Source organism: Pseudomonas sp. TE3552, assembly GCF_056278945.1.
On sequence record NZ_JBWBQJ010000001.1, the window covers coordinates 466,434 to 479,282 of the forward strand.

The window sequence follows — 12,849 nt, forward strand, 5'->3', positions numbered from 1 at the left end:
GATCAGACGCTAAATCCGGAAACTACCCACCAACTGCTTCAATCGTGAAGCCTGCTGTTCAAGGTCCGAGCACGCTCGCAAGGTCGATTGCAGGTTTTCCACGCCCTCCTGGTTCAGCGTGTTGATCTCGGTGATGTCCACGTTGATCGATTCCACCACGGCTGTTTGCTCTTCGGTCGCGGTGGCCACCGACTGGTTCATGCCGTCGATTTCGCCGATGCGCAGCGTCACGCTGTTCAGGCGTTCACCGGCCAGGTTGGCGATGTCCACGCTGTCCTGGCTGTGGCGCTGGCTATCGCTCATGGTGCTGACTGATTCGCGGGCGCCGACTTGCAGCTCCTCGATCATGGTCTGCACCTGTTGCGCCGATTCCTGAGTGCGATGCGCCAGATTACGCACCTCGTCGGCCACCACGGCAAATCCGCGCCCGGCTTCACCGGCCCGCGCCGCTTCGATGGCTGCGTTGAGCGCCAGCAGGTTGGTTTGCTGGGAAATGCTGGTGATCACTTCGAGAATCTGCCCGATGTTCACGGTTTTGCTGTTCAGCGATTCGATGTTGGTGCTCGAGGCGCTGAGCATGCTCGACAGCTGATTCATCGCAGCAATGCTGCGATCCACCACTTGCTGGCCATCTTCGGCCAGGTTGCGGGCATCGCTGGCCTGATTCGACGCCTGGGCGGCATTGCGGGCGATTTCCTGGGCCGCGGCGCCGAGTTGGTTGATCGCCGCAGCGACGCTGCTGGTGCGCGAGGCCTGTTGGTCGGAATTGAACATCGACGAATTCGAGGCGGCCACCACCCGCAAAGCCACTTCGTTGACCTGGCCGGTGGCCGAGGACACTTCGCGGATCGACGTATGAATCCGTTCCACGAAACGGTTGAACGCCGTGCCGAGGATGCCGAATTCGTCCTGATTCTGGATGGTCAGGCGCTTGGTCAAGTCGCCTTCACCGTCGGCGATGTCTTCCATGGCGCGGGTCATCACGTGCAGCGGCTGGATCAGCAGGCGGATCAGCATGCCCAGCAAACCAATGATGATGGCCACGGCAATCAGGGTCGCGATGATCGCCGAGGTGCGGAATTCGCTGAGCATGGAGAAGGCTTTGTCCTTGTCCACCGACAGGCCGATGTACCAGTTGACCGACGGCAAGCCTTTGATCGGTGTGAAAGAGACGATGCGGGTTTTGCCGTCGACGTCTACTTCAGTGAAGTTGCTGCTAATGCGTGGGGTATTTTTTGGGTACGCCTCGCTCAGGGACTTCATCACCATGGCTTTGTCCGGATGAACCAGGATCTTGCCGTCGGCGCTGACCAGAAAGGCATAGCCCATGCCGCCGAAATCACGCGCGATCAGGGTGTCGATCAGGGTTTGCAGGCTCAAGTCACCGCCTACCACCCCCACGCTTTTCCCCGATTTTTTCGAAGCGGTGGCAATGGAGATGATGGTTTGGCCGGTCGCCGCATCTACATAAGGTTCGGTCAGCGTCGAGCCGTTGCTGTTTTCCGCGCCTTTGTACCAAGGGCGAACTCTGGGATCGTAGCCGTCCGGCATCTTGGAGTCCGGGCGGTTGATGAAGTTGCCGCTGGCATCACCCAGGTACCTGGCCATGAAGGTCGATGCCAAAGCATTTTGTTCAAGCAGACTGACGACGTTGGATTGTTCGGGGTTGATGGCAATGTTTTGAGCGAGGTTCTCTACCAGCAGGATACGACCGGCCAGCCAACTCTGGATGTTGTTGGCGGTGACGTCTCCCATCTCGGTGAGATAGTTATCCAGATCTTCACGAATCGCATTACGCTGCAAATAGTCGTTGTACAGCGTGAACGAGGCGAATGCAGCGATAACGATCAGGGCGGCGGCAAGCAGTATCTTATGGCTGAAGCGCAGATTTTTATTCATGGCTTGGGGGTCCGCTAAAGTCTTAATGTCCAGGGCGTGCTTTTAGAAAGGCGCGCAAAATGGGCAGTGATGAAAGTAAGCTGATATTTCCACCTCTCCTTAGGGAATTACCGACGCTATTTTTCAGTCTGGTCTCTCGCTTGTTATCGGCCATGAAGGATCAAAGATTAACCATGGGTGACAAAATGCCTGACTCATCGCAACTCGTTATCGGCGCTGACCTCGCGGGCCAGTCAATCGCCCAGGCCATGCGCCTGGCGAACCGTCACGGCCTGGTAGCAGGCGCTACCGGGACCGGTAAAACCGTCACGTTGCAGCGCCTGGCCGAAGCCTTCAGCGATGCTGGCGTGGCGGTGTTCGCGGCGGACATCAAAGGCGACTTGTGCGGCCTGGGCGCCGCCGGCAACCCCCAAGGCAAGGTCGCGGAGCGGATCGCCGGCATGCCCTGGCTGAACTACACGCCTCAGGCATATCCGGTAACCCTGTGGGACATTCACGGTCAGTCCGGTCATCCATTGCGCACGACCTTGAGCGAAATGGGGCCATTGCTGCTCGGCAGCCTGCTGGAACTGAGCGACAGTCAACAATCGGCACTCTATGCCGCGTTCAAGGTGGCCGACCGCGAAGGGCTGTTGCTGCTGGATCTCAAGGATTTGAAGGCGCTGCTCAATCACCTGCGCGACAACCCCGAATTGCTGGGGGATGACGCCGCGTTGATGACCACTGGTTCCAGCCAGGCACTGCTGCGCCGTTTGGCGACGCTGGAGCAGCAGGGCGCCGAAGCCTTGTTCGGCGAACCGGCGCTGCAACTGGAAGATATTCTGCAGCCGGCGATGGATGGTCGCGGGCGGATCCACTTGCTCGACGCCAGCCGTCTGGTGCACGAAGCGCCAAAGGTCTACGCGACCTTCCTGCTGTGGTTGCTGGCCGAACTGTTCGAGCAACTGCCGGAGCGCGGCGATGCCGAGAAACCGCTGCTGGCGCTGTTTTTTGATGAGGCGCACTTGTTGTTCGCCGGTACGCCCAAGGCATTGCAGGATCGGCTGGAACAAGTGGTGCGACTGATCCGTTCCAAAGGCGTGGGGGTGTATTTCGTCACCCAATCGCCGGGCGACTTGCCGGATGATGTGCTGGCTCAACTGGGCCTGCGTATTCAGCATGGTTTGCGCGCGTTCACCGCCAAAGAGCAGAAATCCTTGCGCGCAGTGGCCGAGGGCTTCCGGCCGAACCCGGCATTTGACGCCTTGTCGGTGTTGACTGAACTGGGGATTGGCGAGGCGTTGGTCGGCACCCTGCAAGACAAGGGCACGCCAGCAATGGTCCAGCGGGTATTGGTCGCGCCCCCGCAATCGCGGATCGGTCCGTTGAGCGAGACTGAGCGCACGGTGCTGATCGCCGGTTCGCCGTTCAAGGGGCGCTATGACAAACCGGTCGATCGTGAATCGGCTTATGAAGTGCTGATGGGGCGTAAAGGGCTGACGCCGGAGGCTGAAGCCGAGCCGGGTAAACCTGCACCTCAAGAACCGAGTTTCACCGAGCAGGCCGGGGAATTCCTCGGTACGGCGGCAGGGCAAGCGTTGAAATCAGCCATGCGACAGGCGGCAAATCAATTGGGCCGACAATTGGTACGCGGCTTGATGGGCTCATTGCTCGGTGGCAGCAAACGCCGCTGACAAGTGGGTAATCAAAATGTGGGTGCTATGTCATGCCTTGGGTTTGGCGTGCGCCGCCAACCGCTCCAGCGCTGCCCTTAAATTCGGGTCGGTAATTCCGTCAGCCGTGGCCTGAATGGTCGCCGCCGCATCGGTCGACAGGTCCATGGTATGGCCCGTTGCCCCTTGCTGAACCGTGGGCGGCTGAACCTTGAACAGGATCCGCGTCAGGTTGGCGAACTCGTCGAACAGCTGTAACTGGCGTTGCAGACGCTTTTGCTGATAACGCAGGCGGGTGGCCCAGTGACCGTCGGTGACAATCAGCAATAAACTGCCTTCGCGCCACGACGCCACATGGCAATGCTCGCGGGCAGCCGGTTGCAACTGGCTTTCCACCAGGCGTTGTAAATGACCCAAGCGTTGAGCGTGGCCAAAGATGGCTTTCAGCGGTTTGGCTTCGCGAAGCAGAACGGCGGGTGCTCTGGCCGTGAGGGGGCGAAATGCCATGATCGAACACCTGAAGTAACAGAGCGGCCATGGTAACAGAAAGCACCGGCTACCCCCGACCCATTGCTTTGTGAGCGCTTTACCCATTAAATCAACGAGTAACTTGTGCCCGGAACGGGTTGAAGTTCAGTAAAAAGCCCTTATTTTAAGTGAGCCCCGTCACAGCGCAGTGCATGCATCGTGGAATAACGCCACTTTCCTCACCATCGTTTCCGGGTAGAATGCTCGTTCGCATGCGGCCATGAGGGCTGCACGGGCGACTCACGGGGCCGCCCTCCATCCCTTTAGTGTGGAAGATCCTGCCGATATGTTTGCGCCTTTGTTAAAGAAACTTTTTGGAAGCAAGAACGAGCGTGAAGTCAAACGCATGCTCAAGACGGTGCAGCTCGTCAATGCCTTCGAAGAGCAAATGGTGGCCCTTTCGGACGATCAATTGCGTGCCAAGACAAACGAGTTCAAGGCTCGCCTCGCCAAAGGGGAAACCCTCGACAAACTGCTGCCAGAAGCCTTTGCGGTCGCCCGCGAAGCCGGTAAGCGCGTCATGGGTATGCGCCACTTCGATGTCCAGCTGATCGGCGGCATGACCTTGCATGAAGGCATGATCGCGGAAATGCGCACCGGTGAAGGCAAGACCCTGGTGGCAACACTGGGCGTTTACCTCAACGCGCTGTCCGGCAAGGGCGTGCACGTTGTGACGGTGAACGACTACCTGGCCCGTCGCGACGCCAACTGGATGCGTCCGCTCTACGAATTCCTCGGCATGACGGTCGGCGTGGTCACGCCATTCCAGCCGCCGGAAGAAAAGCGCGCCGCTTACGCCGCCGATATCACCTACGGCACCAACAACGAATTCGGTTTCGACTACCTGCGCGACAACATGGCGTTCAGCATGGAAGAAAAATTCCAGCGCGAACTCAATTTTGCCGTGATCGACGAAGTCGACTCCATCCTCATCGACGAAGCCCGTACCCCGCTGATCATTTCCGGTCAGTCCGAGGACAGCTCCAAGCTGTACATCGAGATCAACAAACTGATCCCGCAGCTTGAGTTGCACATCGAGGAAGTCGAAGGCGAAGTCACCAAGGCCGGTCACTACACCGTCGACGAGAAGACCCGTCAGGTCGAACTCAACGAAGCCGGTCACCAGTTCATCGAGGATATGCTCACCCGCGTCGGCCTGCTGGCTGAAGGCGAGAGCCTGTACTCGGCGCACAACCTGGGCCTGCTGACCCACGTTTATGCCGGCCTGCGTGCGCATAAACTGTTCAATCGCAACATCGAATACATCGTGCAGGACGGTCAGGTTGTACTGGTCGACGAACACACCGGCCGTACCATGCCGGGTCGCCGTTTGTCCGAAGGTCTGCACCAGGCCATCGAAGCCAAGGAAAACCTGAACATCCAGGCCGAGAGCCAGACCCTGGCATCGACCACGTTCCAGAACTACTTCCGTCTGTACAACAAGCTGTCCGGCATGACCGGTACCGCGGACACCGAAGCGTTCGAGTTCCATCAGATCTATGGCCTGCAGGTCATGGTCATCCCGCCGAACAAGCCGTTGGCGCGTAAAGACTACAACGACCTGGTATTCCTGACCGCCGAGGAGAAATACGCGGCGATCATCGGCGACATCAAGGAATGCATGGCTCAGGGCCGTCCGGTGCTGGTGGGTACCGCCACCATCGAAACGTCCGAGCACATGTCCGGCCTGCTCCAGAAGGAAGGCATCGAACACAAGGTTCTGAACGCCAAGTTCCACGAAAAAGAAGCCGAAATCATCGCTCAGGCCGGTCGCCCGGGCGCACTGACCATCGCCACCAACATGGCCGGTCGTGGTACCGACATTCTGTTGGGCGGTAACTGGGAAGTGGAAGTGGCTTCGCTGGAAGACCCGACCCCTGAGCAGATTGCCCAGATCAAGGCCGACTGGCAGAAACGTCACCAGCAAGTGCTGGAGTCGGGCGGTTTGCAGGTGATCGCTTCCGAGCGTCACGAATCGCGCCGTATCGACAACCAGTTGCGTGGTCGTGCCGGTCGTCAGGGCGACGCCGGTTCCAGTCGTTTCTACCTGTCGCTGGAAGACAGCCTGATGCGCATCTTCGCCTCTGACCGGGTGAAGAACTTCATGAAGGCCCTGGGCATGCAGTCCGGTGAAGCGATCGAGCACCGCATGGTGACCAACGCCATCGAGAAGGCTCAGCGCAAGGTTGAAGGTCGCAACTTCGACATCCGCAAGCAACTGCTCGAGTTCGACGACGTCAACAACGAACAACGTAAAGTGATTTATCACATGCGTAACAGTTTGTTGGCCGCCGACAACATTGGCGAAACCATCGCCGATTTCCGTCAGGACGTGCTCAACGCAACTGTCAGCGCGCACATTCCGCCGCAATCGCTGCCTGAGCAGTGGGACGTGGCCGGTCTGGAAGCGGCGTTGCAGAGCGACTTCGGTGTGGCGCTGCCGATCCAGCAATGGCTCGACGAAGACGATCACCTGTACGAAGAAACCCTGCGCGAGAAGCTGCTGAACGAACTGATCGCCGCGTACAACGAGAAAGAAGACCAGGCCGGTGCCGAAGCACTGCGCACCTTCGAGAAGCAAATCGTGCTGCGCGTGCTCGACGACCTGTGGAAAGACCACCTATCGACCATGGATCACCTGCGTCACGGCATCCACTTGCGTGGTTATGCGCAGAAGAACCCGAAGCAGGAATACAAGCGCGAATCCTTCACCTTGTTCTCCGAGCTGCTGGATTCGATCAAGCGCGACTCGATCCGTGTGCTGTCGCACGTTCAGGTGCGCCGCGAAGATCCGATCGAAGAAGAGGCACGCCTGCGTCAGGAAGCCGAGGCGCTGGCCGCCCGCATGCAGTTCCAGCACGACGAAGCGCCTGGTCTGGAGCAACCGGAAGTGTTGGGCGAAGAGATCGATGTGGCTCTCGCCACCGCACCGGTACGTAACGAGCAGAAATTGGGCCGTAACGAGTTGTGCTACTGCGGTTCGGGCAAGAAGTTCAAGCATTGCCACGGGCAGATCCAGTAAAACCCGTTTCAAACGTTGAAATACCCGCGCCGCGACCGGCTTATGCCGTCGCGGCGTTTTGCCATTTAAACCACCGTCCATCGTAATGACGGTGCAGACAACATTTTTAAGGAGCGCATTCATGGCTGTTGGTCTTGGTCCTTTGCCAACGTTGCACCCGGTTGCCGGTTTTGAACTCGGTATTGCCTCGGCCGGTATCAAGCGCCCGGGGCGCAAGGATGTCGTGGTCATGCGCTGTGCCGAAGGTTCCACAGTGGCGGGCGTGTTCACCCTGAACGCTTTTTGCGCCGCTCCGGTGATCCTCGCCAAGCAACGCGTGCAAGGCCCGGTACGTTACCTGCTGACCAACACCGGCAATGCCAACGCCGGCACCGGCGAACCTGGCCTGGCGGCCGCCGAGCGCACCTGCGCCAAGCTGGCTGAGCTGACTGGCGTCGATGCCAGCCTGGTGCTGCCGTACTCCACCGGTGTCATCGGCGAACCACTGCCGGTCGAGAAAATCGAAGGTGCGTTGCAAGCGGCCCTCGACGACCTCTCGGTGAACAACTGGGAAGCCGCCGCCACCGGCATCATGACCACCGACACCCTGCCCAAGGGCGCCAGCCGTCAGTTCCAGCATGATGGCGTGACCATCACCGTCACCGGTATCAGCAAAGGCGCGGGCATGATCCGCCCGAACATGGCGACCATGCTCGGTTACATCGCCACTGACGCCAAAGTCTCCCGCGACGTGCTGCAAAACCTGTTGCTGGACGGTGCCAACAAGTCGTTCAACCGCATCACCATCGACGGCGACACCTCGACCAACGACTGCTGCATGCTGATCGCCACCGGTCAGGCGGCGCTGCCGGAAATCACCTCCGCCAGTGGTGAACTGTTCGCCAAGCTGAAGCAAGCCGTGTTCGAAGTGTGCATGGACGTGGCCCAGGCCATCGTGCGCGACGGCGAAGGCGCGACCAAGTTCGTCACCGTTGAAGTCAACGGCGGCGGCAATCACCAGGAATGCCTGGACGTCGGCTACACCGTGGCCCACTCGCCGCTGATCAAGACTGCGCTGTTCGCCTCCGATCCGAACTGGGGCCGCATCCTGGCCGCCGTGGGCCGTGCCGGTGTGCCGAACTTGGACGTGAGCAAGATCGACGTGTTCCTCGGCGAGGTATGCATCGCCAGCCGTGGCGCTCGCGCTGCCACCTACACCGAAGCCCAGGGCGCGGCGGTGATGCAACAGGAAGAAATCACCATCCGCATCGAGCTGGGGCGCGGCGATTGCAGCGAAACCATCTGGACCACCGACCTGTCCCACGAGTACGTGAAGATCAACGCCGAGTACCGTACGTAAGAAATATCGCTTTCGCGGGCAAGTCGGATCGCCGCACCGCTCGCTCCTACAGGTGGAGTGATCTGTAGGAGCGAGGCTTGCCCGCGAAGACGGACCACCAGACGCTAAAGATTCTGGCTTGTACTCTTACCAAAAGGCGCCCGAACATGAGCCTCCACCTGATCATCGGCGACAAATTGCTTTCTTCCTGGTCCCTGCGCGCCGCGCTGGCCCTTGACCTGGCCGGTGTGCCCTACACCGAAGAACTGATCAAGCTGAACCAGTCGGACACTCGCGCGCGCGTGCTCAAGCATTCGCCGACCGGCAAAGTTCCGCTGCTGAAAAGCGAACACGGCACCATCGCCGATTCCCTGGCGATTGCCGAGTACCTGGCCGAGCAATTCCCCGGCGCCGGCCTCTGGCCCAAAGACACTGCCGCCCGTGCCCAGGCGCGTTCGGCCTGCGCGCAGATGCACAGCGGTTTCTTCGCCCTGCGCGGCAACATGCCGTTCGATCTGAGCCACGATGCGCCGCTGTCACCGACCCCACCTGAAGTTCAGGCCGACATCGAGCGCATGCTGGCATTGTGGGCTGAATGTCGTGCGGCCTCGACTGAAGCCGGCCCGTTCCTGTTTGGGGGCGCGACCCTGGCTGATGCGTTTTTCGCACCGGTCGCTGTCCGTCTGCGCACCTATCAGGTGAAGCTGTCTGCGGTCGACGCGGCTTATGTCGAAACCATCTACCAATGGCCGGCCTTCAAGGCCTGGCAGAAGGCTGGTCTGGAGGAAATAGAGCGGTGAAACGCATACACGTGGCCGCGGCGGTTATCCGCGATAGCAGCGGCAAGATCCTGATCGCCCGCCGTGCCGATACCCAGCATCAGGGCGGCCTGTGGGAGTTCCCCGGTGGCAAGGTCGAGGATGACGAATCCGTCGAAACCGCCCTGGCTCGCGAGCTTCATGAAGAATTGGGAATCGTGGTCAATGCCGCGCGACCATTGATCAAGGTTCGCCACGACTACCCGGACAAACAGGTGTTGTTGGATGTGTGGGAAGTGTCGGCGTTCACCGGCGAGCCCCATGGCGCCGAAGGTCAGCCTTTGGCCTGGGTAAGCGCGCGGGAGCTGGGGAACTACGAGTTCCCGGCCGCCAACCATCCAATCGTCGCCGCTGCACGTTTGCCCGGCGAGTACCTGATCACCCCGGACAGCCTGGAAACACCGGCCTTGCTGCGTGGTATCCAGAAAGCCATCGCTGGCGGCATCAAGCTGATTCAGTTGCGTGCACCCAACGGCTATGACCCCAAGTACCGCGATCTGGCGGTGGACGCGGCGGGGCTGTGTGCCGGCAAGGCGCAGTTGATGATCAAGGGGCCGTTTGAATGGCTGGGGGACTTCCCGTCCGCTGGTTGGCACATCACATCGGCGCAGTTGCGCAAATACGCGGCGGCCGGGCGACCACTACCGGCATCGCGCTGGTTGGCGGCATCCTGTCACAACGCTGAAGAGCTGGCGCTGGCCGAGCAGATGGGCGTGGATTTTGTGACCTTGTCACCGGTGCAACCGACCCAGACGCACCCAGATGCTCAGCCGTTGGGCTGGGAACAGGCGTCGACCCTGATCGAGGGTTTCAGCAAGCCAGTGTTTCTGCTCGGTGGTGTTGGCCCGGCAGAGCGGCAGAAAGCTTGGGAGGCAGGAGCGCAGGGTGTGGCGGGGATTCGGGCGTTTTGGCCTGAAGCCTGATTCTGCGGTGTTGCTGCTGGCGCCATCGCGGGTAAGCCCGCGATGGCGTCTTCGGGCGCGCCGACTAAACTTGGGGCTTCGCCGCCGGTTGCCACAAAATCTCGGCAACCCCCTGGCGCTTGGCAATCAACCTCGCCGCCACAAACAACAAATCCGATAACCGATTGATGTACGCCAGGCCAACCCCGGCCAGCGGCTCGACCGCATTCAAATGCTGACAGCGGCGTTCGGCACTGCGCGCCAGGCTGCGGCATACGTGGGCCTGGGCAATCAGCGCCGAACCGCCGGGCAGAATAAAATTCTCCAGTGGCCCCAACTCGTCATTCCACACATCGATCGCCGCTTCCAGCCGTTCGATTTCTGCCGTGTTCAGCGCCTGATACACCGGCATCGCCAGTTCGCCACCGAGGTCGAACAACCGATGCTGGCAGGGCGCCAATACCTCGATCACTTCGTTCAATCCAGGGTATCTGTCACTTTCCGCTGCCAATCCGGCCAACAGCACCCCAACCTGGCTGTTCAGCGTATCGACTTCGCCAATGGCCTCGATTCGCGGGTGGTCCTTGGGCACTCGGCGGCCATCGCCGAGCCCGGTTTCGCCTTTGTCGCCAGTGCGGGTGTAAATCTTCGACAAGCGAAAGCCCATGGTTACCTCGACAGCTGATTGAGTTCTTGAGAGACCACCGCAGTGCCCGACAACGGCAGGCGCAAGGTGAAGCAAGTGCCTTGGCCTGGGGTCGATTGCACTTCCATCTGGCCCTTGTGGTTGTTGGTGATGATGAAGTACGAAACCGAGAGCCCGAGGCCGGTGCCCTGACCGATTTCCTTGGTGGTGAAGAACGGCTCGAACGTGCGTTTGCGCACGCTCTCGCTCATGCCGATACCGTTGTCCTCGACCTGGATTTCCGCCCATGGCGGGTTCAGTTTTGTACGCAGAATAATCCGCCCCGGTTCGCGGTCGTCTGTACGCTGGTGAATGGCTTGCGCGGCGTTTTTCAGCAGGTTGAGCAGCACCTGTTCCAGTTCGTTGGCGGTGCCGGGCACCGGGCCCAGTGCCGGATCGAACTGGCGGATGATTGCCTGGCCCTTGAAGTCGAAGCCAATGGCCAAATCGAAGTCGTTGCCGGCGATTTCCACCGCTTGATCAATCAGTGCCGGTAAATCGCAGGGGGCCATCTGCCGCGTACTGCGGCGACTGAAGCTGAGCATGTGGGTTACGATTTTCGCCGCCCGGGCGCCGGCCTGTTGAATGCCGTCGAGCAACTGCGGCACTTCACGCGCTTGCAGGTACTGGTTGACCGTGTCCAGTTCGATGCCCATTTGCTCGGCCTGTTCGAGGTTCTTCGGCAGGTCGGGTGACAGGCGTCGACGAATGTTCTGCACGTTGTGCAGGATCGCGCCCAGTGGATTATTGATCTCGTGGGCCATGCCGGCGGCCAGGCCACCGACCGAGAGCATTTTTTCCGACTGCACCATCATTTCTTCCAGGGACAGACGCTGGGTGATGTCGTCGATCCGGATCACCACGCCACGCCCGGCACCGCCCATCAACGGGTAGAACGTCAGGGCGTAATGCTTGGGCTCATCGTCCTTGAGCCAGGTGACGCGTTCGATCTTGGCCACCGTATGTTGCTCGACGGTTTGCTTGAGCTGCGGCAGGAACGGCTTGAGCGGTTCGAAGGCGAGGAAGATCGGCTGGTTCAAGGCTTCGTCCAGGCGCGTGCCGGACAGGGCGCTGGCCTCCTGATTCCATTGGGTCACGTAGAGCTGCTCGTCGAGGGCGATCAGTGCCGACGGCATGGAGTCGATGATGCTATTGAGGTAGTTCTGGAAACCGGTGAGTTTTTTCTCGATCTTGCTGCGTACCTGAACTTCCAGCTCCAGCTTGCGGTTGGTGTGGCGGGTTTCTTCGGCCAGCCCCTGGGCTTGGTCGTAGGCTGCCTGGGAGTCGTCGCGGGCGCGTTTGAGCTGCTGCTCCCGGGCCTCGATGCGCGAGAGCATGGTGTTGAACGCTTCGGCGAGGCTGCCGATTTCATCGTGGTTGCCACGAGAGGCGCGCAGGGCGTAGTTCTCTTCCCGGGTCACTTGCCGGGACAATTCTTCGAGCTGATGGATCGGTCGGGTAATCAGGCGTTTGATCTGTCGGGCGATCACCAGCCACAACAGCACGCTGAAGATCAGAATCCCCAGGCTGGCGGTCAGGGTTCCGGTGTAGAACGCCATCGGCAGTTCGCTGCTGGCCACCAGCAGTAAATGCCCCGGAGCGGTGCCGGGGCGGGGCAGGGTGATCACTTGATTGCTGCGAAACTCGGTGGCTTGCCAGGTTTCCAGTTGTTGGTAGTGCTCTGGCAGGCTCAGCGCGTCGCCGTGTTGCAGCTCCGCCAGACGCACACCTTTGCCGTCATAGAGGGCCGCCGCACGCAGCGGTGAATAGCTGTTGAGCTCGTTGAGCAGGCGTTCGGCATTTTGTGGTGACTTCAGGGCGTCGGACACCAGGCTCGGGTTGGACACCAGTCGGCCAATGGTCTGCAGGGCCTGGGGCGCCATGCTTTCCTGGGAGATGTAGTACGCGGCGCTGATAAAGGTCAGGTTGGCGACCAGCAAAACGGTGGTCAACAGCACCAGCAGGGCGGCCAGCAATTTCTGGCCGACTGGAAGGTTTTCAAGGCGCTGGCGCAATGGCATCAGG

The 12,849-nt window shown here is 60.2% G+C and carries 9 protein-coding genes and 1 pseudogene; 5 read left to right on the forward strand and 5 right to left on the reverse strand.

Going from position 1 to position 12,849, the window contains the following annotated elements:
• Positions 1-9: 9 nt before the first annotated feature.
• Together ACZ9BB_RS01975 and ACZ9BB_RS01980 are read right to left on the reverse strand one after the other, a co-directional pair.
• Positions 10-774, reverse strand: a complete 765-nt coding sequence (locus ACZ9BB_RS01975) for a methyl-accepting chemotaxis protein (protein WP_476218173.1) — start codon at positions 772-774, stop codon at positions 10-12.
• Positions 775-867: 93 nt separating this feature from the next.
• A pseudogene (locus ACZ9BB_RS01980) lies at positions 868-1,899 on the reverse strand (HAMP domain-containing protein); the annotation flags it as partial.
• A 185-nt stretch (positions 1,900-2,084) separates the two neighbouring features.
• On the opposite strand from ACZ9BB_RS01980, the gene ACZ9BB_RS01985 reads away from it, so the two are divergent.
• A complete protein-coding gene (locus tag ACZ9BB_RS01985; RefSeq protein WP_476212315.1) occupies positions 2,085-3,572 on the forward strand; it encodes a helicase HerA-like domain-containing protein in 1,488 nt (495 codons plus the stop codon).
• Positions 3,573-3,602: 30 nt separating this feature from the next.
• Here ACZ9BB_RS01985 and ACZ9BB_RS01990 read toward each other — a convergent pair whose 3' ends face one another.
• Positions 3,603-4,058, reverse strand: a complete 456-nt coding sequence (locus tag ACZ9BB_RS01990) for a DUF721 domain-containing protein (RefSeq protein WP_476212316.1) — start codon at positions 4,056-4,058, stop codon at positions 3,603-3,605.
• A gap of 307 nt (positions 4,059-4,365) precedes the next feature.
• Here ACZ9BB_RS01990 and secA point away from each other — a divergent pair, with 307 nt between their 5' ends.
• The 4 genes from secA to ACZ9BB_RS02010 all read left to right on the forward strand — a co-directional run bounded on the left by secA (position 4,366) and on the right by ACZ9BB_RS02010 (position 10,160).
• Positions 4,366-7,101 carry a preprotein translocase subunit SecA gene (secA, locus tag ACZ9BB_RS01995; RefSeq protein ID WP_476212317.1) on the forward strand — a complete coding sequence of 912 codons (2,736 nt, stop codon included), beginning with the start codon at positions 4,366-4,368 and terminating at the stop codon, positions 7,099-7,101.
• 121 nt (positions 7,102-7,222) lie between these two features.
• Complete coding sequence (gene argJ, locus ACZ9BB_RS02000) at positions 7,223-8,440, forward strand: bifunctional glutamate N-acetyltransferase/amino-acid acetyltransferase ArgJ (protein WP_150633213.1); 1,218 nt, start codon at positions 7,223-7,225, stop codon at positions 8,438-8,440.
• 146 nt (positions 8,441-8,586) lie between these two features.
• The gene (locus ACZ9BB_RS02005; RefSeq protein WP_476212318.1) at positions 8,587-9,219 is read left to right on the forward strand and encodes a glutathione S-transferase; all 633 of its coding nucleotides are present in this window, start codon (positions 8,587-8,589) and stop codon (positions 9,217-9,219) included.
• The gene (locus ACZ9BB_RS02010) at positions 9,216-10,160 is read left to right on the forward strand and encodes a Nudix family hydrolase (protein WP_476212319.1); all 945 of its coding nucleotides are present in this window, start codon (positions 9,216-9,218) and stop codon (positions 10,158-10,160) included. Before ACZ9BB_RS02005 ends, ACZ9BB_RS02010 begins: the two co-directional genes overlap by 4 nt.
• A 64-nt stretch (positions 10,161-10,224) precedes the next feature.
• Here ACZ9BB_RS02010 and ACZ9BB_RS02015 read toward each other — a convergent pair whose 3' ends face one another.
• Both ACZ9BB_RS02015 and ACZ9BB_RS02020 read right to left on the reverse strand, forming a co-directional pair.
• Entirely contained in the window at positions 10,225-10,806 is a 582-nt protein-coding gene (locus ACZ9BB_RS02015; protein WP_476212320.1) for a cob(I)yrinic acid a,c-diamide adenosyltransferase, read from the reverse strand.
• Positions 10,807-10,808: 2 nt separating this feature from the next.
• Positions 10,809-12,845, reverse strand: coding sequence for a sensor histidine kinase (locus ACZ9BB_RS02020; RefSeq protein WP_476212321.1), 2,037 nt, complete (start codon positions 12,843-12,845; stop codon positions 10,809-10,811).
• Positions 12,846-12,849: the final 4 nt, after the last annotated feature.

Coding starts and splice junctions, on each gene's coding strand:
- ACZ9BB_RS01975 (WP_476218173.1), bottom strand. CDS start 774: ATGTTCAATTCCGACCAACAGGCCTCGCGCACCAGCAGCGTCGCTGCG.
- ACZ9BB_RS01985 (WP_476212315.1), top strand. CDS start 2,085: ATGCCTGACTCATCGCAACTCGTTATCGGCGCTGACCTCGCGGGCCAG.
- ACZ9BB_RS01990 (WP_476212316.1), bottom strand. CDS start 4,058: ATGGCATTTCGCCCCCTCACGGCCAGAGCACCCGCCGTTCTGCTTCGC.
- secA (WP_476212317.1), top strand. CDS start 4,366: ATGTTTGCGCCTTTGTTAAAGAAACTTTTTGGAAGCAAGAACGAGCGT.
- argJ (WP_150633213.1), top strand. CDS start 7,223: ATGGCTGTTGGTCTTGGTCCTTTGCCAACGTTGCACCCGGTTGCCGGT.
- ACZ9BB_RS02005 (WP_476212318.1), top strand. CDS start 8,587: ATGAGCCTCCACCTGATCATCGGCGACAAATTGCTTTCTTCCTGGTCC.
- ACZ9BB_RS02015 (WP_476212320.1), bottom strand. CDS start 10,806: ATGGGCTTTCGCTTGTCGAAGATTTACACCCGCACTGGCGACAAAGGC.
- ACZ9BB_RS02020 (WP_476212321.1), bottom strand. CDS start 12,845: ATGCCATTGCGCCAGCGCCTTGAAAACCTTCCAGTCGGCCAGAAATTG.